This is a genomic window from Rahnella sp. ChDrAdgB13, from assembly GCF_017655185.1.
Taxonomy (GTDB): domain Bacteria; phylum Pseudomonadota; class Gammaproteobacteria; order Enterobacterales; family Enterobacteriaceae; genus Rahnella; species Rahnella contaminans.
Genome location: NZ_JAEMGT010000007.1, coordinates 1 through 20,345 on the forward strand (window position 1 = coordinate 1; position 20,345 = coordinate 20,345).

The 20,345-nt window shown below is 51.1% G+C and carries 18 protein-coding genes, 2 tRNA genes and 2 pseudogenes; 3 read left to right on the plus strand and 19 right to left on the minus strand.

What is annotated here, in order from left to right; all coding sequences use genetic code 11:
• Nucleotides 1-85 precede the first annotated feature (85 nt).
• From J8X26_RS03405 to ptsP, 6 genes and pseudogenes are all read right to left on the minus strand, one after another.
• Nucleotides 86-196: pseudogene (locus J8X26_RS03405) on the minus strand (PTS glucitol transporter subunit IIA); the annotation flags it as partial.
• A gap of 13 nt (nucleotides 197-209) precedes the next feature.
• The gene (locus J8X26_RS03410; RefSeq protein ID WP_208950179.1) at nucleotides 210-1,073 is read right to left on the minus strand and encodes an AraC family transcriptional regulator; all 864 of its coding nucleotides are present in this window, start codon (nucleotides 1,071-1,073) and stop codon (nucleotides 210-212) included.
• A 169-nt stretch (nucleotides 1,074-1,242) separates the two neighbouring features.
• Nucleotides 1,243-1,560 (minus strand): PTS fructose-like transporter subunit IIB, encoded by a 318-nt coding sequence (locus J8X26_RS03415; protein ID WP_152324629.1) that lies wholly within the window; start codon nucleotides 1,558-1,560, stop codon nucleotides 1,243-1,245.
• 32 nt (nucleotides 1,561-1,592) lie between these two features.
• Complete coding sequence (locus J8X26_RS03420; RefSeq protein WP_152324630.1) at nucleotides 1,593-2,843, minus strand: class II D-tagatose-bisphosphate aldolase non-catalytic subunit; 1,251 nt, start codon at nucleotides 2,841-2,843, stop codon at nucleotides 1,593-1,595.
• An 18-nt stretch (nucleotides 2,844-2,861) separates the two neighbouring features.
• Nucleotides 2,862-3,914, minus strand: a complete 1,053-nt coding sequence (locus tag J8X26_RS03425; protein WP_152324631.1) for a PTS fructose transporter subunit IIC — start codon at nucleotides 3,912-3,914, stop codon at nucleotides 2,862-2,864.
• Nucleotides 3,915-3,956: 42 nt separating this feature from the next.
• On the minus strand, nucleotides 3,957-6,473 hold the full coding sequence (gene ptsP, locus J8X26_RS03430; RefSeq protein WP_208950180.1) for a phosphoenolpyruvate--protein phosphotransferase: 2,517 nt from the start codon (nucleotides 6,471-6,473) through the stop codon (nucleotides 3,957-3,959).
• 359 nt (nucleotides 6,474-6,832) lie between these two features.
• On the opposite strand from ptsP, the gene J8X26_RS03435 reads away from it, so the two are divergent.
• A complete protein-coding gene (locus J8X26_RS03435; RefSeq protein ID WP_208950181.1) occupies nucleotides 6,833-7,486 on the plus strand; it encodes an HAD-IA family hydrolase in 654 nt (217 codons plus the stop codon).
• A gap of 118 nt (nucleotides 7,487-7,604) precedes the next feature.
• On the plus strand, nucleotides 7,605-7,883 hold the full coding sequence (locus J8X26_RS03440) for a hypothetical protein (RefSeq protein WP_307803314.1): 279 nt from the start codon (nucleotides 7,605-7,607) through the stop codon (nucleotides 7,881-7,883).
• Nucleotides 7,884-7,959: 76 nt separating this feature from the next.
• On the opposite strand, the gene J8X26_RS03445 is transcribed toward J8X26_RS03440, so the two are convergent.
• From J8X26_RS03445 to J8X26_RS03470, 6 genes are all read right to left on the minus strand, one after another.
• The gene (locus J8X26_RS03445; RefSeq protein ID WP_152324634.1) at nucleotides 7,960-8,217 is read right to left on the minus strand and encodes a YdgH/BhsA/McbA-like domain containing protein; all 258 of its coding nucleotides are present in this window, start codon (nucleotides 8,215-8,217) and stop codon (nucleotides 7,960-7,962) included.
• 238 nt (nucleotides 8,218-8,455) lie between these two features.
• Nucleotides 8,456-9,337 (minus strand): type I 3-dehydroquinate dehydratase, encoded by an 882-nt coding sequence (aroD, locus tag J8X26_RS03450; RefSeq protein ID WP_208950182.1) that lies wholly within the window; start codon nucleotides 9,335-9,337, stop codon nucleotides 8,456-8,458.
• A 102-nt stretch (nucleotides 9,338-9,439) separates the two neighbouring features.
• Nucleotides 9,440-10,981, minus strand: coding sequence for a NosD domain-containing protein (locus J8X26_RS03455; protein WP_208950183.1), 1,542 nt, complete (start codon nucleotides 10,979-10,981; stop codon nucleotides 9,440-9,442).
• Between the two features lie 225 nt (nucleotides 10,982-11,206).
• Nucleotides 11,207-11,926, minus strand: coding sequence for a DUF554 domain-containing protein (locus tag J8X26_RS03460; protein WP_152324637.1), 720 nt, complete (start codon nucleotides 11,924-11,926; stop codon nucleotides 11,207-11,209).
• Entirely contained in the window at nucleotides 11,923-12,543 is a 621-nt protein-coding gene (locus J8X26_RS03465; RefSeq protein ID WP_152324638.1) for a UbiX family flavin prenyltransferase, read from the minus strand. Before J8X26_RS03465 ends, J8X26_RS03460 begins: the two co-directional genes overlap by 4 nt.
• Nucleotides 12,544-12,569: 26 nt before the next feature.
• A complete protein-coding gene (locus J8X26_RS03470; RefSeq protein WP_208950184.1) occupies nucleotides 12,570-14,057 on the minus strand; it encodes a UbiD family decarboxylase in 1,488 nt (495 codons plus the stop codon).
• 155 nt (nucleotides 14,058-14,212) lie between these two features.
• On the opposite strand from J8X26_RS03470, the gene J8X26_RS03475 reads away from it, so the two are divergent.
• Nucleotides 14,213-15,109: a LysR family transcriptional regulator gene (locus J8X26_RS03475; RefSeq protein WP_208950185.1), complete on the plus strand. Its 897-nt coding sequence runs from the start codon at nucleotides 14,213-14,215 to the stop codon at nucleotides 15,107-15,109.
• A gap of 195 nt (nucleotides 15,110-15,304) precedes the next feature.
• On the opposite strand, the pseudogene J8X26_RS03480 reads toward J8X26_RS03475, so the two are convergent.
• The 7 genes and pseudogenes from J8X26_RS03480 to frsA form a co-directional block, all read right to left on the minus strand.
• Nucleotides 15,305-15,494 (minus strand): annotated as a pseudogene (locus tag J8X26_RS03480) (helix-turn-helix domain-containing protein).
• A gap of 50 nt (nucleotides 15,495-15,544) precedes the next feature.
• A tRNA-Thr gene (locus J8X26_RS03485) sits at nucleotides 15,545-15,620 on the minus strand.
• Between the two features lie 220 nt (nucleotides 15,621-15,840).
• Nucleotides 15,841-15,916, minus strand: a tRNA-Thr gene (locus tag J8X26_RS03490).
• Between the two features lie 158 nt (nucleotides 15,917-16,074).
• Nucleotides 16,075-17,328 carry a glutamate-5-semialdehyde dehydrogenase gene (gene proA, locus J8X26_RS03495; RefSeq protein ID WP_208950186.1) on the minus strand — a complete coding sequence of 418 codons (1,254 nt, stop codon included), beginning with the start codon at nucleotides 17,326-17,328 and terminating at the stop codon, nucleotides 16,075-16,077.
• A gap of 10 nt (nucleotides 17,329-17,338) precedes the next feature.
• Nucleotides 17,339-18,442 carry a glutamate 5-kinase gene (gene proB / locus J8X26_RS03500; protein ID WP_152324642.1) on the minus strand — a complete coding sequence of 368 codons (1,104 nt, stop codon included), beginning with the start codon at nucleotides 18,440-18,442 and terminating at the stop codon, nucleotides 17,339-17,341.
• A 126-nt stretch (nucleotides 18,443-18,568) separates the two neighbouring features.
• Nucleotides 18,569-18,970: a sigma factor-binding protein Crl gene (gene crl, locus J8X26_RS03505; protein ID WP_152324643.1), complete on the minus strand. Its 402-nt coding sequence runs from the start codon at nucleotides 18,968-18,970 to the stop codon at nucleotides 18,569-18,571.
• A 63-nt stretch (nucleotides 18,971-19,033) separates the two neighbouring features.
• On the minus strand, nucleotides 19,034-20,284 hold the full coding sequence (gene frsA / locus J8X26_RS03510) for an esterase FrsA (RefSeq protein WP_152324644.1): 1,251 nt from the start codon (nucleotides 20,282-20,284) through the stop codon (nucleotides 19,034-19,036).
• Nucleotides 20,285-20,345 lie beyond the last annotated feature (61 nt).

The window sequence follows — 20,345 nt, forward strand, 5'->3', positions numbered from 1 at the left end:
TGTACGGATTACCTGAGGAAGTCGGCGACGAGGGGAGCTTTTATCTAAATCCGATTTATTCAACAAAGCCGCCAAAATCATACTCCCTGGCAAGCTTTTCGAGCTTTTCTGCGGCCATGTAGGTATGCGCGACGCCGGTAGTGCAGGCGGTGATCGCGAGGATATTAATTTTTGAGGTTCCTGTTTTTAACGACATATCGCCTCCTTATTTAAGGTTTATTCGTGAATGAGTGATTACGGTTGATTTTTCTGTATTCAAGAGGCGTGCACTCGTTGATTTCTTTAAAAACCTTACAGAAATAATTGTTGTCCGTGAACCCGCTTTTCACAGAAATTTCCCGTATCTTCAGCGTGGTATTCGTCAGTAACAGCCTGGATTTAGCGATACGTGTCTGCGTAAGATATGCACTAAATTTACAGTCTGAGGATTTTGCAAAGAGCCGTGAAAGATAGCTGGGAGAGATATTAAAGAATGCGGCGACAGAATCCCGATTAACGCCACTGTCATAATTATTGTCGATATACCGTTTAACATCTTCTATCAGTGAAGAATTGGGCGTTGCAGAAGGCGAATGATTAAGCTGGTCATAAATATTATTGACCAGCGCCAGCACCAGATGAGAAAAGGTTTCCGTCGTGGAATCCTGCTCCCAGGCAAGTTCTTCGATGAGCTGAAGAATAGGTTCGCGAATATTCACACTGGCATTTTGTAAGGCAAATTTCTCGACCTCTTTGAACTGATGTCCATCCCAATTAATGATGCTAAAACCAATATCCTGCCGTGAGAATACCAGCGACAATGAAATCACCGGAGTTGACCAGTCAGGAAGATTCCAGCCATTGGCCGGAATATACGTCATGGTTCCCACTGGCTGTTCAAATTTAATAATTTTGTCAGAGCCTTTGGCCACCAACATGTTCATTACCCCTTTCACCGTAAGTTCGAGGCGAGGCAAATGCAGGCGATATGCCATTCCCGGCGGTTCAGCACGGCCGTTCGCGACGAATACCGAACTGGCATTCGCGTAAATGCTGCTGAATTCACTGAGTATCGATTGAATAAATGCGCTCATGGCGTCTCAAATCCTGCATCTGCCGGGTAACTCCTCACTATTACATAATCATTAACATAACGTTATTGTGTTTTACTCAAGCTTTACGACACGACTCACAGAAGTTCAGCGTTCGGAGGCATCAGGCCAGATAACGCTCTGCTTTACGGTGGGAAACGCGCCTGAGCGCTCAAACAATACCGAGATTCTCAGCGATTTTTACCATGATCTTATCCGCGTGCCGCACGGCCGTATTGGAACCTACGCGGACTATTTTTTTATGCGTAAAACGGTTTTCATTTTTAATGCTGACATCATTAGTCAATATAACCATATCTGCATTTTCAATATCAGAAGAATTTAATTCATTCTCCACGCCACTGGCTCCCTGGGTTTCTACTTTAATTGACCACCCCTTTTTCTGCGCAGCAGTCAATAATGCTTCCGCCGCCATATAAGTGTGCGCAACCCCTGTAGGGCATGCCGTTACAGCAATTAACAGAGTCATATTTTAAGTCCTGAAAGGATACAACGTGTAAATTACGCCTTACATACGCGACTTGTCAGCCCTGGCATATTAAAGCATTCGGCTTCATTCTGGATAACATCTTTAATTTTATTCACCACATAACGCTGTGGCTCTATACCGAAACGTGAAAGATTAGAAAACATTTTTTTCATTTCGGCGACAACATCATTTTTCTCGTAATTATAATGCCCACTAAGTTCGAGAATTTCTTTTAATAAATCCGGCTCATTGAATATCTGCTCCTCAGATTTATTTTTATGTTCATCAGTGATCCATTTTTCCCATTTGTGGCTCAGCACACAGGCTCGGGTCAGCACCGTTTTGAAATTCGACGCAGCCGGGATCAGAGATTTGGACGCGAGATCTTTCTCCACCTCATGCAGTGTCAGATACGCGCGGGTTTCCCAGGTGCCATAAGCCGGAGCTACGTTCATGGCCGTAATACCCAACCCCGGATGTTTGAGCAGAATATCATCCGGCAAATAATCACCGTTATGCTCTTTCAAGCCGACACCGTAGCGGTTACTGATGTCCGACAACTGGTTGGCCTGAACATCATTAAAATGACCGACGTTACGCGTCAGGCGTGTCAGGGTGCCCGTCTGGCCCACGATAAATAGCGGGCGTGGCAAACCGGCCACATCAAGACGCGTATTGAGTTCGATAATAAACTCTTCAAACGCTTCAATGGATGTCAGCCCACCATTGGTCTCTTCGGTTCCTACTTCATAATAAAACTGCTTAAGCCCTTTTTTCTGACGATAATCTTCACAGAACTGAATGAGTTCCACTGTGCGTTGCAGAACAATTTCGATATCAATGGCTTTGCCAACGACATACGGATCTTTCGTCGGGTCAATGTGTAGCAGATCGAAACCGGCATCCATATCCACTTCGTAAGAACGGCGCGCCAGTACCATGGCTTCACTTTCGGGAATATGATCTTTACGTTCTTTATCACGCTGCCACGGGCCTCCATGGTCGCGGCACAGGAAGTAATCGCCGTCGAAGCCCACTTTCTCCGCGACCGCTTTCAGATCGGCGGCAAAACGGAACTGATCCCAGTTATTCACGTACCCGGCACCGAACTCATCGGCATCCACCTGGTTGCGGCTGGCAATAAACATCAGGGGTAAATCTTTCTCTTTACCCAGTTCGAAACAGGCCTGAATCAGTGCAGGTGACATCGGCCCAATCCCGAGCATTGAGGATTTTTCGCCTTTAACGATGTAGTCAACATACTGCTTGAGTGTGTTTTTCATAGTTTCTCCAGTTATTAATCAATCGAAAGAAATATCGAGTTCTTTCTCTGTTTTAAACTTCGGTTTCATTAAGGTTTTCAAAACCTTGACGGCGATTGCTGTTGCGACTGAACCACAAATCACGGCGATAACATAGCCCACTGGATTGCCGATAATTGGCAGAACGATTAACCCGCCCCAGGGCGCGGCATTGGTTGCCCCAAACCACAATGAGATGATGGATCCGACGGCTCCGCCGAACATATTGGCCGGAATGACGCGCATCGGGTCAGCGGCGGCGAAGGGAATGGCGCCTTCACTGATGCCGATAAGCCCCATGACGAAAGCAGGCTTGCCCGCTTCACGCTCTTCATCATTAAAAATGCCTTTAAAGAAGAATGTCGCCAGCGCAAGGCCAAGCGGAGGCGTGCAGACCGGAACCGCGACAGCGGCCATGAGCTGTGGATTGGTGGTGATGAGCGCTACGGCAAAGAAGAAGGCGGTTTTATTGACCGGCCCGCCCATGTCGAAGGTGATCATGCATCCAAGAATAATCCCCAGAACCACAAAGGATGCACCTTGCATTCCTGCCAGCCAGATGCTCAATGATTTCATGATCCAGGCCACCGGATCCCCGACCACGTAATAAATCGCGATGCCGGTAATAAAGGTACCGACCAGAGGGATCACGAAAATCGGCAGAACCATACGCAGGAAATCAGGCACTTTCAGGCGGGCAATTATTTGCAGCAGCATCCAGACCACCAGCCCGGCGATTATCCCCGCCAGCATGCCACCGAGAAATCCTGCGCCCATCTGGTTCGCCAGATAACCGCCGATAGCTCCCGGCGCGATACCCGGTTTTTCCACCATTGAGTAGGCGATAAATCCAGCCAGAATTGGGATAAACAGGCTCAGGCCTGCGATGCCAATAACCGACATGGCTTTAAGAAAACCCTGATCAGGTACGGCGGCCTTCCCGTTCAACATCACCGACAATGCCAGCAACACTCCTCCGGCAACCACGAAGGGGATCATGTATGAAACGCCGGTCATAAAATGACGCTTGGTATTTTTCAATAAACTGAGCATAGAGACCTCATGTAGGGTGAGAGGTAATGATTATTTTAATAATTAGAATTCAACGTCTATTGCCTGAGAGACTGCCTTATAAATTTCACTGGCCGTTTCACTGCGGCTTATTTCATTTCGGAAATCCTCATTCATTATTTTTCGGGCGAGCCGGGAGAAATATTTCATATGGTCATTGTCGGTGCAGTCTTTGCGAATAGTCAGCATAATGACAATATTCACGGACTGTTCTGCCCACTGAACGGACTCCTGTAATTTGGCAATACTGATGGTTGAGTGAGAAATAAAATCTGACTTCGTATGCGGTATTGCAAAACCAAATCCCACGGCCGTAGGGAATGAATCCTCACGCTTCCAGATATCTTCAGCCAGTTTTTCACGATTCGCCGTTCTGCCCTGTAACCAGAGGTTGTCCGTTAATGTTTTAATCACTTCATTACGGCTGCAGGCCGCAACGTTATGCAAAATACAGTCATGTGTCAGAATTGCGCGGGGAATATCCACAGCCACATCCGGGCTGATGAGAAGAGATTTCACTTCAGAGGAATTCCCGGCGGCCAAAACTTTCGCCACCAGCGACCGACATTTCACCAGACTCAGCCCTGAAATATCATTTTTAATCGCGGGGATCGCCGAAGCGCTCATACTTAATTCGTCGAATCCGAGCCCGGCCAGCACGGGCAATAAAAGGGGATCCGCCGCCAGCTCACCGCAAATGCCTATCCACCGTCCTTCCCGGTGTACGCCATCCACAGCAAATTTAAGGGCACGAAGGAAAGCCGGAGAATAATGGTCATAAACCTTCTCAACCCGCGTATTTCCACGATCGGCGGCAAAAAGATATTGGGTAAGATCATTACTGCCAACACTGAAAAAATCGGCATGTCGGGCAATTTCGGTAACGGCAAACAACACGGAAGGCACTTCGAGCATGACGCCCATTTCGATGGCATCGTTAAATGGCAGAGCGCGCAATTTCAGTTCTGCTTTGACCTCTTCCAGCACGCTGCGACACCAGATGACTTCCTCAACAGAAGCAATCATCGGGATCATTATTTTTGCATTCCCCTCTGCCGAGGCGCGCAAAATAGCCGCCAACTGCGTCCTGTACAGACCGATAAACTCTGGATAAATACGGATCGCCCGATAACCGAGAAAAGGATTTTCTTCTTCTGGAATATTCAGATACTCAACCGGTTTATCCCCGCCGATGTCAATCGTACGAAATATCACAGGCTTTCCATTTGCCCTTTGCAGCACTTTGCTGTAATGCCAGAACAGCTCTTCTTCCGAAGGAGGCTGCGGGCGATCCATGAAAGCCATTTCAGTCCGGTATAACCCGATCCCTTCAGCGCCAAAGCGAAAAATGTTTTCCACTTCAGCGCTGCTGCCAATATTGGCCAGCACTTCCAGACGATGGCCATCAGCGGTCAGTGCAGGCTCAGACACCTTTGCCAGCATTTGTTGCTGCTTTACCGCAGACACCGCAAGTTCGCTTTCGTAATACCGGAGAACGGCCGCATCCGGTGCGGGAATAAGCAAGCCGAGGTTGCCATCAAGCACCATGACCTGCCGTGTGTCACCCGCCAGAAGCGCATCATCAAGGTCAGTGATAGTCGGGATCCCCAAAGAACGGGCCAGAATTGCGGTATGTGATGTTTTGCCGGTATGAGAGAGCACCAATCCCGCCAGAAATGATTTATCGAGCGCTAAAAACTTTCCCGGTGTCAGCCGGTCGGCAATAAGAAGAGTGGGTTCTGTAAGACGGAGATCTGAGTGTGGCAAAACCAGTTCAGCGTGAATTTTCATCAGGATCTGCTGGGTAATATCCATAACATCCAGCACGCGCTCGCGGATATATTTACTGGCGGAACGACTGAGAATTTCACTGAACACACTTGCGGCAGAAACTACGGCAGAATAAGCATTCAGATGCTGATGGATATTATCTTCAACCTGTGTTGAAAACGTAATATCGTTAATCACAGACAAATGAGCCTCAACAATATCGCGCTCCACGCCTGAAATATTTTCCAGACGCAGGATTTTTTCTTTTTTCAGCATATTGATCCCCGTGCGGAAACGTAATATTTCTTCTTTTTCCCCGAGGAATTCTTTAGGAGCCTGGTTTTCAAGTTGAGCAAAACTTATGCTCTGACAAATCAACGGACGCGCAATCGCAACCCCACCACAGATCCGGGTACCGTGAAAACAAGCCGGATGCAATTCACGCAGAGTACGTGGCACCGGTGACGCCGTTATCGGGGAATCTTCCTGCACCGCCTCTTCCAGAAACAATAATTTTTCCATTAAGTCAGAAAGTTGCAGGCTGGCATCAAACTCATCTTCACCACAAAAAGCAATCTCACAGAGATCGTTCAATAGCGTATCTGTACCCACAAGCGCCAGCGCACTTTTTGCATTGGCGGTTATCCCGGTACGGGAGTTTTTCCAGAAAACCTCCGCGCGAAAGGTATTGCACAAGCGCTCAATATGTCCGGCAGGACGGGCATGGATCCCCTCGTTCAATTTACAGCGATAAATTAATTGCTCAGCCATATCTACTCCGCGTTGAGAATATTTGACGACATTTTATTATTTGCCATCCATGACTCTATCCTCGTGGGAGAATGCAAGCCTGAATATAGTAATTTTGTATCCTTTGCTGTAGCTGAATTTCATCGTTGTAAAAGTGTGATTGTCATCCCAATTTAACCTTTTAGAATTACACGCTTAATACTATGATTTATAATAAATAATTTATAAATTTATTCTCCGATCATTTTTTGGGATCTTCATCACAGGTTGTAAAAAACACAGAGAGGTCATTTTATTTATATAAAGGCCGTTTTATTACTATTTTAATTGTCATATTGCTCACTAAGATAAAGTCAGACATTTTTCAACGGAGTGGCAATATGCACTGCAACGCGCTGATGTTTGATCTGGATGGAACACTCGTGACTTCTCTCGATTTTGTCGAACACTCATGGAATCGTTGGGCTGCGCAATACGGACTCGATATCGAAGAAGTGCGCCGCTTTTTGCACGGAAAACCAGCGATGGCGACGTTAAGACATTTTCTTCCGGATGCCGGAGAAGCCCAGTTGCAGGATATTTTCCTGACACTGGAAGATTATGAAGCAACGCATACCGAAGGTATTACCGCATTGCCCGGCGCCAGGGAATTTCTTGCGCAATTAAATACATTGGGTGTGCCGTGGGGGATCGTGACTTCAGGATCATTCAACGTCGCATCTGCACGGATCGCCTGTTCAGCTCTGCCTACCCCGCCAATTCTGATCACCAGTGAAAACATCACCTGGGGAAAACCTCATCCGCAGCCATTTTTGCTGGGTGCCAGCCGCCTCGGCGTTGAGCCGTCAGAATGTATCGGGTTTGAGGATTCAATCGCAGGATTAACGTCAGTTCAGGCCGCAGGATGTCAGGTGGTGGAAGTCAAAACGCCGCATTCCGGACACCATAATCTGCGGATAAAGCCCGTCATTGAGGATTACCGCAGATTGCGGATAAAGGCGTTATACGATCATTTTTATCTGAGCTTTCATTAAACCTCAGGCCGTCAGTTTCCGGATACTGACCACAGAGACGGCTTAAGCAGATTCGACCTCCCGCAAACATCCGATACATTTAAAAAAGCCGAGTGGCTCACATAAACGGAAAAAGTTCGTGGATAAGATAATTTGGCTTAAATCGAATGTCACTGGCAGGGAGGTGGGAATGGAAAGGTACCAAAATCGTGGAGGTAATTCGGGTATCGTCGCTTTTTTAACAACGGAAGATTCAATTACGGTGAAGTTTAAAGATGGCTGGCATTACATCTACAACTCCATTCGCCCCGGTCTGGCAGATGTGGACCGCATGAAAGCGATGGCGAAAGCAGGCAGCGGCCTCCATGGCTTTATCAACCGCAAGATCCGCAATAACTATTTCCACAAGTATCATTGAGCACGGCATGATTTCGTAAATTGCAGACACGAAAAAGGCGGCAACCGCCGCCTCTTCTGCTTATTACTGTGACATCTTATTTATACAGTTCAGCGGTACCGTACATCTGGTTATTACCGGAAGCACCGATGATGCGGTATGAACTTGCACCGGCTTGTTCAGCTTTGGCATTCAGTTGTGATTGCAGGCTTGGCAGTGAACCGTATGTTGATGCGCTGACCACACCTATGGTTTGCTGACCGGCAGGTGCGGACTGAACCTCAGTTGCTGCCAGAGTGGTGAATGAAGCGGTAGCCAGAGTCAGAGCGGCGATGGTCATTGCGATATTTTTCATGATGTTAATTCCTGTTCGTTAATTTAGTTTGGGATGCCTTCTTCAGAAACCCGGTTTCAGGTCAACGTTATTTATTAATTAACGTTCGATAAGTAAATACTAAGGGCTGATGAGACTTTGTGCAAGATATTTATTTAATGATCGTTAACTAAATGTGCGATCGCGTTCTGAAGCGGGCAGGAAAGGGATGAACAGACTGAAAAACGGCAGAGGCGGTAAACGCTCTGCCGCAGGAATATCAGTGGCTTGCGATAGCGGCGTGCAGGGTTTGCATTTCTACGTCCAGCTGATGTGCTTCTATCTGCCCCGGTGCCGACGGCGTGCCAAGCATCCCGAAGGTGAGATCGTCGCCAAATACTTCACCGGAAAGACGCGATACCGCACCCAGACCGCCCATCGACATGGTCAGCAACGGTTTGAGGGAATACTTATCGCGGATCTGCGCAGTGGCGTCCATCAGGGTGACAACATCTTCAGGATTGTGCGGCATCACGGCGATTTTCAGGATATCCGCGCCCATGCTGTCTTGCTTGCGCAGTCGGGTAACGATTTCGGCGACCGATGGCGTTTTGTGGAAATCATGGCTGGACATCACCACTTTGATCCCCGCTTTGTGTGCGGCGGTAACGACTTCCTTAACCACTTTTGCATCGCGGAACATTTCGACGTCGAGAATATCGATGAAATGGTCTTTGATCAGCGACAGATACAAGTCGCCATACGCTTTATCGCTGATGCTTTTCACGCCACCTTCTGTCTGTGTGCGGAACGTCAGGATCAGCGGTTTACCGTCAGCGGCCGCGGCAACCTGTTTGCCTAATGCGCCCACTTTGGCGGCATCAGTGGCGAAATCCAGGTAGTCGATACGGTATTCAATCAGGGATGCATCGGCGTCAGCGCCGATAGATTTAGCCTGGGCCAGGACCTGTTCTGCCGTGCTTCCGGTTGTCGGAATGATGATTTTTGGCACGCCTTCGCCAATCACAGTATTACGAATGGTGATAGGCACCGCGTGGCGTTGCAAGACTGCCGCCTCTGGTGCACTGGTTTGGGCAGCCATCGCGGTACCCTGGAGACTGAGTAATAGGGAAAGAGCTAATAAACTTTTGGTTAAACTCATTATCGTTTTTCCTGTTGACCATCGTGACGCGTCTGCCGGGTGGAAAATCCAGCCGGCGACGTTTTTTATTTGCAGGGAATGCACGTTGTCAGGACAAAAGTTTTACTTCAGCGCAACCGGTTTACTCAGTGTGGAAGTGGCACCGTCGCTGGTAGTGGCGGTTGAGGTAACATTCGCCACCTGCAAATCTGCCGCGACGTTAATCTGGTCGTGAATGACGCCCTGCCCTTTGGCATTGATGGGCACCATCTGATAACCCAAATAATTTTCAGCTTCATCCTGTGTGGATTTGCTGTTGGAGAAGAACTCAACGCGGTACAGCGTATTGGCTTCGCCTTTCACCTGACCGTCGATGGTCAGCGCGTTCTGGCTGCGGCTTACGCGGGTAATCGCCGGAGCCTGCTGATCTTTATTCGGGGTTTTCTCGCAGTCTGCTGACGGGCCGTCAATCGCGCAGATTTTTTCGAGTTTGCTGGTGTCGTTGCTGATACCGCCGCCACGGTTGCCGGTGAAGGCCGCGTGTTCCAGACCCGGCACGTTAAAGACGATAGCGCCTGCAAAACCGTCCAGACAACTGCCGCCGGCAAAGCAGCGTTTAACCGGTTTACCGTTATCAACCATGATGTTAGCCGTAATGCGGTTCACCGCAGGTCCGGTGATGCGGTTGATGCCGAACGCGCCATTTTTACCCGGTTCGCCCTGCGGACGCACGGAAACGGCTACGCGGTTGCCGGTCATGATATTGCTGTCGACGATATTTCCGGTGCCGCTCAGCGTGACGGCAGAGGACAGATTGGTGAAGGTATTACCGGCGATATAATTGCGGTTCCCCCAGTTAAGCTGCACGCCGTCGGAATAGTTTTCAAAATGGTTATGCAGCACTTCGTTATCATTCCCCCACAGCATTTCCAGCCCCTGAGAAGGTTCTTTATTATTCACGTTATCGGTCGTAATAAAGTTTTCCGCAATCAGGTTAAATGACGCACCGCGCGTCGCTTCCATCGCATCACCATTATTAATGAAGGTATTGCGGATAATTTTATTACGCTCGGTGGTGGTCGCGGTGGAATTCCCTTTGCCGTCATCGCCGGTCATCATGATGCCAGCACCACCGTGGTTGCCGACGATACGGCTGTCTTCGATGACGTTATTTTTAGCGCGGTTAATCAGAATGCCGATACAGAAGTTGCGGACTTCGATGCCCTGCAAAGTCACGTCATGGGTATCGCGTAAAACAAGACCTGGCATGGTGGTAGTGCGGACGTTTGCGCCATACTGGCCGCTGACCGCACCCGGACAGGATTGCGGTTCGCTGCCTTTGATATAACCGGAACCGTCGATGGCAGCGTATTTGCCATTTTTCTGCCAGTCGAGATTTATGATATCCACCGGCCCGAGAATTTCCGGCAGCGGTTTAACCGGTTTAATCACTAACGGCTGATTATCGGGGGACTGAAGCTCAATGCGATAATGTCCGGCGTTCTGGTTATTTTTCTCCAGTGCCCAGCGCAATGTGCCTGCGCTGCCATCATCGGCGGATGAGGTAACTTTTAAAACTTCTGGTGCGGAATTAATCGTTTCTGCTGCAAAGGAAGTCAAAGGCATTAATAATGCCAGCGTAACGGAAAGTTTATTTTTTATCATGACAGAACCTGTTTCTTCTTAGATAAAAACGCATTATTTCCAGTCCCTGGATCCCTGTCATTCTCAGAAAGGACGCAGCAGCAAGCCACCGCGTGCGATTGAAATCACTGGTGTATTTAATTTTCAAACATGACTTTCTGAAATAACGTCATCCATCATTTTTATTTCCCGCACGCGCAGTCGCCCGAACATGCGGTTTAACGTCTGTTACTGTCTGCTGCTTAGTTAGAAAAAGTGAGTCCACAGGGCGGATATTGGCATCGCCAGTAACAGCGCGGGCAACATATTGGCCACCGGGAAAATCTTAATACCGCAGATTCGAAAACCGGTCGCGAACATCAGTACACCCCCAACGGCGGAGAAATCGGCCTGCATGGCGGGCGTGGTCAGCGGCAGGATAAACACCGCGCCGTACGCCAGCAGCAGCTGGATGATTAATTGCGGAACCGCCACCACGGCGACGGCGAAACCGAGCGTGGTGGCAAAGATCGCCGCAGTGAACAAATCCAGAAACGATTTGGCAATCAGCACGCTGGTGTCGCCGGTCATGCCTTCGTGCATCGACCCGAAAATCCCGGTGCCGCTGGCGCAGAACAACACAATGATTGCCACGTAGCTTTGCAGGAATTTTTCCTGAGATTCCTGATCGCCCGGATCGGATTTCACAAACACCTCAACCAGACTGCGGGCTTTACTGCCCAGTTTGCCGATGCCTTTTTCCAGATAACACAGTTCACCGAGCAGCGCGCCGAGGATCACCGACAGCACCATCACCGGCATATGGCTGAGTTTTACCACCAGAACGACGCCCATACACATGGACGCCGCGCCGAAAATCAAGGGCATAGACGTACGGATGCGCTCCGGCAGGCGGTGACTGAGCACCGCGCCGACAATGCCGCCAATCAATACGGCGGAGCCGTTGATATAAGGTCCGATAATCATGAGTCTTTACTCCTGGTCATTAACTTCATGTTTTCACCCCAGCGAGGCAAATCGGCACAGTCCAGATCCAGCAGACCCAGCGCGCGCGCCACGCTATGCGCAATAATTTCTTCAACAGTTGTCGGCCTTGCGTACAGGGCAGGCACCGGCGGAAAAACAATTGCGCCGGACTCCGTCACCTGTTGCATGTTGCGCAGATGCCCCGCATGCAGCGGCGTTTCACGCACCATCAGTACCAACCGGCGCCGTTCTTTTAATACGACATCAGCCGCCCGCGTCAGCAGATTATCTGTCAGGCCGGTCGAAATAGCCGCCAGGGTATGCATCGAACAAGGCGCCACCAGCATGCCGAGCGTACGGAATGACCCGCTGGCAATCGCCGCCCCCACCGCGCGGAAGGGATAAACCACATCCGCCAGTTCCGCCACATCCGTTTCAGTCAGCGTGGTTTCGTGCTCACGGTTGAGGTGCCCGGCCGGGGAGATCACCAGATGCGTTTCCACATCCAGCTGGCGCAGGTAACGCAACGCCTGAACGCCATAAGAGAACCCGGACGCGCCACTGATCCCGACGATAACGCGGGGTTTCTGTGGTGCCTTTAATGCAGACCCTGACATGCTGTTTCCTTATTGTTTATTACTGATCACTTTTTAGTAAAACCCGGGATAAAGCGGTTTACGTCCACTTCGAGGAACTCGCTGCGGTGGAAATTCGCTTTCAGGTTATAAGGTACTGTGCAGTCGAAAATGGTTTTGCAGGCAATACCGTGGTCGCGCACCGACGGGCTGAAAGCCGGATCGGATGACGGATCGAGCGGATGGCAGCGCACGCCCGGAATAAAGATGGTGCTGACATCGCCCTGATAGCGGGTGGTCATCGCCCAGATAACGTCATTGAGATCAAAGATATCGACATCTTCATCCACCAGCATGACGTGTTTCAGCTCGGAGAACGCTGAGAACGCCAGCAGTGCCGCCTGACGCTGACGACCTTCGTCAGCCGCAAAACGTTTTTTCACCTGCAATACCGCCAGGTATTTACCGGTACCCGGTGACGGACAGTGAACGTTCTGCACAAAGCCCGGCAGCGCGCGTTCAACCATCTGCAAAATACTGGCTTCAGTCGGAATGCCCGCCATATTGGTGTGTTCATCGCTCGGCCCGATGCAGGTTTGCAGGATCGGATGGCGGCGGTGAGTGATCGCTTTCACTTTAATCACAGGCACTTCGGCTTGCGCGGCACCGGTATAACCCGGAAATTCAGGCATCGCTTTGCCGGTATTGGTGTTCTGGTCTTCGCGAACCCGGTAGTTCGGCAGCAGTTCGCCTTCAATCACAACTTCGGCGTTAGCGATACCACGCGCATTCACGGTCAGGCAATCCACCAGTTCTACGGCCTGATTGCGCAGGCTGCCCGCGATGGACAGTTCGTCAAAACCCAGCGGCGTGGTTGGCGGCTCAAAGCACGCACCGATTTCAATCGCCGGATCCACACCGATGCTGATTGAAATTGGCAGTGGTTTACCGGCCGCTTCGGCTTTCTGACGGAACACGTCCAGATGACGGCCCGGCACGAAATACATGGAGATTTCATCTTTACTCTGCACGCACAGGCGGTGAATGGTGACGTCATGCTCACCGGTTTCCGGGTCGGAGGCGTAGCACATGCCGAGGGTGAAATACGGACCGGCATCTTCCGGCGTATTGGTCGGCGCTGGCAGGATTTTCAGAATATCGAAATCCGGGTCAGTCGCCAGATGAACCACTTCCTGACACACCGCTTTTTCGCGTGGAATAACGATGGGCGCGATAGGATTCGACACGGAATCTTTCAGCATAAACGCCAGATTTTCCGGTGTGGTGCCGAACAGACGAGCCACGCGTTTGCGTGAAGACAGCAGGCCAATCAGCACCCGCATGTCGTTATAGCCTTTGACCTTATTAAAGATCATTGCCGGACCGATTTGGGTCGGACGTTTAACGGTGCCGTGGGCGCCTACGTAGCGGTATACACCGGATAATTCCGCGATCGGATCCACGGGTTCATCGGTGTAGATCAGTTCGTCGTCGTACTGGCTTAAGACCTCCAGTGCGGAACGGAGATCAGTCACTTTTTTTTGTTCTTCAGACATCTCAATGGCCCTTAAAGTCAGGTAATCGGGGGGCAGCGGAATGTGCTTCTTTGCCGCTGCCCGGTCAGTTTGCAAAGAATCGGTGATAAGAGTCCAATAACATTACCCGGCTCTTTGATAAGGGATTATTATGAGAAAAACGACACGGAGAACGTATGGATTACCGACAATTACACTCATTTGTGGTGCTGGCAGAAGTGCTGCATTTTGGTAAAGCCGCCCTGCAACTCAACATCGCGCAGCCCGCATTAAGCCAGCACATCAAGGCGCTCGAACAGTCACTGGGGATCCCGCTTTTTACCCGCGACAAGCGCCATGTGGCGCTGACTTTCGAGGGGGAGCAGCTGGTAGAAGAAGCGCGGATTGCCATCAACCATTACGAGAAATTTCTCGAAAATGCGCGCAGTTTACGGCAGGGTTTTAAAGGACAGCTGAAGCTCGGCTACGTCGGATCGTCGATTCTGGATCCGGCGCTGGCGCTGTTAATTAATGGTTACCGCAAGAAAAAACCGGATATTGAGATCGTTATTGAAGAACATAACGTTCACGAGCAGCTAACACTTCTGCTCAATTATCAACTTGATATCGCCCTCGTCCGCTCGCCGGTACCGCAGTACCCGGAACTGGAATATCTTGACGTCGCAACCCGCCCGCTGATTGCCGTTCTCCCACGCAATCATCCGCTGGCTTCAGATCAGAAAATCGCCCTTTCCTCACTGTCTGAATGCCCTTTCCTTATCCAGAGAGATCCGCCCGGCGTCGGCCTTGGGTGGTCCGCGATGAACGCCTGCCAGAAAGCCGGATTTGTACCCCAGAAAATTCAGTTTACGCGGGATGTATCAGTGGCTATCGGGCTGGTCTCAATGGGAATGGGCGTCGCGCTGGTGCCAGAAACGCAGAGATCGGTGATGATCCCCGACGTGAACTACTGCTTCCTGACCGACTCAGGCGCGACATCCACCCTGACCCTGAGCTGGCAGCGACACCAAAAAAATAAAGCTCTGGCGGATTTCATTCGTTATGCGAGGGAGTTGACGGTTCAGGGGGATTGAGCGACGGGGGTTAGAAACGGCCGAGATTTCTATCTGCCGCTTGAATATGCCCTGCCAGGAAAACAGTCAGGCGATGAAATTTTGCCTTTCGTACATAGCCGGGCAAAGGCTTACAGCCGGTGATTCCTAAGATTGAACAATATCAGACGGCTTTTTACTTTCATGAAATTCAATAATCAGCGCAGCCAGCTCGTCTTACTCTGCATAAAAATAGGCAACGGGCACATCTGATACTTTGGCGATTCGGCTCACCGTATCCTGATCGGGCTGATGCTTGCCCTTCTCATATTGATTCAGAAGCTTCATCGAGCCCCGCGAGTACACCAGGTTTGTACTGAGAAAGTCCCGAACGCAGACGCGCTTCCTTGAGTCTTTTGATCAACATAATGTCGGAGCTAACCTTTATTTCCTGAAGGGATAATCTGGAACACTAATTGGTGCCGATAATAGGAGTCGAACCTACGACCTTCGCATTACGAATGCGCTGCTCTACCCACTGAGCTATATCGGCTTTTTGAGGGATTGCCGGAAGACTATGGAGTGACAACTTATTCCTTACCGACGGCGCCCGTCAAGGCTCTGACGGAACGTTTGGTGAGATCTTAATCACCCTGCGCACGTTATGGATATTGAGTTTATTTTGGCGTGAAAAAGCGGGCTGATAACAGCAGGACATCGCCGGAGCGTAGAATATTAACGTTTTGATATTTCTGGGATTAGGATCTTAAAAATGGTGCCGACTACCGGAATCGAACTGGTGACCTACTGATTACAAGTCAGTTGCTCTACCTACTGAGCTAAGTCGGCTTTTTGAAGTGTTACCGGGGAACTACGGGGTGCTAAATTAGTGAAATCTGACGCTGACGTCAAGCCCCTGAAAGTGCGTTTGCTGTTTTTCTCGTCACCCTATGCGAAATAGGGATTTAGCACCGGCTTCATGACTAAAAATCCACCGGTGCTGACCGTTACGGACGCACTAAATCGTCGCCATAACCAATCCATTTATACGTCGTCAGGGCTTCTAATCCCATCGGGCCGCGGGCGTGCAGTTTTTGCGTGCTGACTGCCACTTCTGCGCCTAAACCGAACTGACCGCCGTCTGTGAAACGGGTGCTGGCGTTGACGTAAACCGCAGAGGAATCCACTTCACGTACGAATCTGTCCGCGCTGCTGATGGAACGGGTGAGGATCGCATCGGAATGTTCGGTGCCGTAGGTGCGGATATGCGCCACGGCGGCGTCCAGATCGGCGACGACGGTAACGTTCAGATCCAGCGACAGCCATTCATCCGAGTAATCTTCTTCGGTCACCGCCAGCACTTTCGCCGGGCCATTTTGCAGATAAGGCATTGCCGATTCGCTGGCGTGCAGCGTAACGCCTGCACGGTGCATTTTGTCGCTCAGCTCCGGCAGAAAACGTTCTGCAATCGCCTGATGAACCAGCACGGTTTCCAGGCTGTTACAGGCGCTCGGACGTTGTACTTTCGCGCTTTCCAGCACGGTCAGCGCTTTGTCGAAATCAGCGCTTTCATCCACAAAGGTATGACACACGCCGATACCGCCGGTGATCACCGGAATAGTGGACTGTTCGCGGCACAGTTTGTGCAGCGCCGCACCACCGCGTGGGATCAGCATGTCGACATATTTATCCAGACGTAGCAGTTCCGCTACCAGCGCGCGATCCGGGCTTTCAATCGCCTGAACGGCCGCTTTCGGCAATCCGCACTCTTCCAGCGCCATCTGAATGACGTTAACCGTCGCCTGATTGGTGTGGTGCGTTTCTTTACCGCCGCGCAGGATAACGGCGTTGCCGGTTTTCAGGCACAGGCTGGCGACATCGATGGTGACGTTCGGGCGGGCTTCATAAATCACGCCGATCACGCCAAGCGGTACACGGCGGCGCTCGAGACGTAAACCGCTGTCCTGCTGCGAACCATCAATCACCTGCCCGACCGGATCGCTCAGGCGGCAGACATCACGCACGTCGCTGGCAATCGCCGATAAGCGCGCGGGCGTAAGCAGCAGGCGGTCTAATAATGCCTCGCTCATCCCGCTTTCACGTGCGGCGGCCATGTCGAGTTCGTTGGCAAGAATAATGCTCTGTCTGTTGGCTTCGAGCATATCGGCCATCAGCATCAGGGCACGGTTTTTCTGCGCAGTGCTGAGGGTGGAGAGCTGCCAGGACGCGGCTTTCGCGGCCTTGCCCATCTCGTTAAGCATGTATTACTCCTTAACTGACAATCATGTCGTCACGATGCACGGCAACCGGGCCGTACTCGTAACCGAGAATTTCGCTGATCTGCTGAGAGTGATGACCGGCAATCATGCGCATCGCATCGCTGTTGTAGCGGCTGACACCGTGCGCGAGGTCACGCCCGTTCAGGTTGCGGATGCGGATCACTTCGCCACGCGAGAAATCGCCTTTCACTTCGCGGATACCTTTTGGCAGCAGTGAACTGCCGCGCTCCATCATGGCGGAAACCGCGCCGTCGTCGATGGTGATTTCACCGGCAGGGGGCGCACCGAAGATCCAGCGTTTGCGGTTTTCCAACGGGGTCTCCATTGCGTGGAAGCGCGTGCCAACGGAAACGCCGTTAATCACATCGCCAATCACGCCCGGCAGGCTGCCCGCAGCAATAATAGTATCGACACCCGCACGGCACGCGACATCCGCGGCCTGCAATTTGGTCGCCATACCGCCGGTGCCCAGACCGGAAACACTGTCGCCCGCCACGCCACGCAGTTCGTCATCAATCGTCATGACTTCGCGGATCAGTTCGGCTTCTGGATTGGTGCGCGGATCGGCGGTGAAAAGCCCGCTCTGATCCGTCAGCAGCAGCAGTTTATCGGCACCGGCCAGAATGGCAGCCAGCGCGGAAAGATTGTCGTTATCGCCGACTTTGATCTCCGCCGTCGCCACCGCATCATTCTCGTTAATGACCGGTACGATACGGTTATCGAGCAGCGCGTGCATCGTGTCGCGGGCGTTAAGGAAACGCTCACGGTCTTCCATATCGGCACGCGTCAGCAGCATCTGACCAATGTGGATGCCATAAATCGAAAACAATTGCTCCCAGAGCTGGATTAAACGGCTTTGCCCAACGGCTGCCAGCAGCTGTTTGGAAGCAATGGTGGCGGGGAGTTCGGGGTAGCCAAGATGTTCACGCCCGGCGGCAATCGCGCCCGACGTTACAATCACAATCCGGTGCCCTGCCGCATGTTGTTGCGCGCACTGGCGGACAAGCTCAACAATGTGAGCACGGTTGAGGCGGCGTGAACCGCCAGTGAGCACGCTGGTGCCCAGTTTTACAACCAGTGTCTGACTGCCACTCATTAGTCTTTCCATTAAGGTGAAATAAGAAATGCTTCGTTGTCTTTGTAACAGGGGAGAAGCGTTATGCCAACCGGCATAACGCTATAATAGCAGTATTCATCGTGGGAATGGGTAGTACAGAAGGTGTCAGGCGGAGAGCTTTACCGGTTCCTCGCTGAAATCATCAGCAGGTTCCAGTCTGAGGGACATCTCTTCGATCATCTTGTTGAGATTCTTGTGGAACCCTTTCAACGTCGTCTCAAGCTTCTCACGTACTTCAGCATCTTTAATGTTTTGCGCTTTCCAGATGCCATCTTTATCGAACAAGCCGAAATGATAAACATAGGTAAAACGCTCGTCTTCAGCCTGCAACTCAATCCACCAGCCCCAGAATTCACGCTTCTCCGGTGCGGGCTTCACGTTCACACAGACAGCTAAGCAGTCAAAGAAAAAGCGGTCGTTCTCGCATTTCCCTTCTCTAATGTACGGCCCCAGCGTACCGAAACGTTTCATTAGCCTGCTTTTAGGATGACCACTTGGTAACGTCATAGTACAACCTCCATAGAAAGACGATCCTTTTTAGCAAAACGTTAGGAATTAGCAACTGTTAAGTTAACGCATATGCTTTTCCAGCCATTCACAAATTTCGTGTAACGCGCTGTCAAAGTGCTGATAAAGCGGCTCACTTTTGATGGTCAGAATCTTGCCTTCGGAGGAGGAATCCGCAATCAGCCTGGCTTCGCTCTTCGGGCTGAAGATATCGCTTTCCCAGTAGGCGGCAAGCATTGGCGTCGGTGTTCTGCGCCCTAATAATCCCTGCGTTTTCAGAGAATATCGATTAAGTTCGGTTTTCAGCGCGGAGTCCGACGCCGTCGACATTCCGATGCGGCTCGCCAGCACGTCCATGTACATATCCGGCACCTGTTCCTGACATTTCGGGTCGCTCAGCAGCGAATGCACCAGCGCGCCCAGCGTCGCCACAGCCCGTACGCGGCGCGGTTCGAGATACGCCAGCCGCACGGCGACGTTCGCCCCAAATCGATAACCCAGCAAGCTGACGCGGCTCGCATCTACCCACGGCACATCAGAAAGCTGCATGAGGACCTGCTGATGCAGAAAGCTGGTGTCCTGCGTCAGTTTCCATTTAGAGGAAAAACCGATCGACGGCATGTCGATGGTGAGCATCGCAATGCCCATCGGCGCGAGATAAGAGCGGAACAGGCGCTGATGGTCACTTTGTAACGTGTCCAGACCGCCGCAAACCATGACCGTCGGGAACGGCGCTTTGCCTTCGTTCGGCAGATGCAGGAAACCGGTGATCGGCGCACCGCCCGGAATTTTGAATTCCAGCTCTTTCAGATCATACGGCGAATGTTCAGAGGATTTCTCAAACGCTTTATTAGCCAGCGCTTCCGCCTGTTCTGCCAGCGTATCGCCTTTCAGATGCGGATAACCGGCAATGCTGTAAAGGTTCGCGGCTTTCAGCCAGTATTCGCTGGCAAGATTGGCGTCTTTTTCATCGGCGGCTTTTTGCTGCCAGTGCATGGCCTGATTGGACCATTCATAAATCCAGTTACCGTTGCGATAGCCAATGACGGTATCCAGCAATAACGGGTCGCTGTGTTCGGCCTGAGAAACGGCAATGCGCGACAGCACTTCTTCCACTTCCAGCGGATCAACGCCGCGCCACATCCACATCAGACGGTTGATTGTCCGGTACCAGCAATTCACGGTATCCCCTTCCAGCGCTGAGTGCATCGGCGGGTGCGTATTGTGATGATGAACGCGATGAACCAGTGTCGAAGTTTCCGGATATTTGAATGACGGTTTGAACAGTTTTTCCGTGAGATTGGCTGGAGCCATGATGCAAGATCCTCCGTTAGCAAGCAGCTTTTCGCCCGCAGGCGAACGTTTCAGGCAGGGA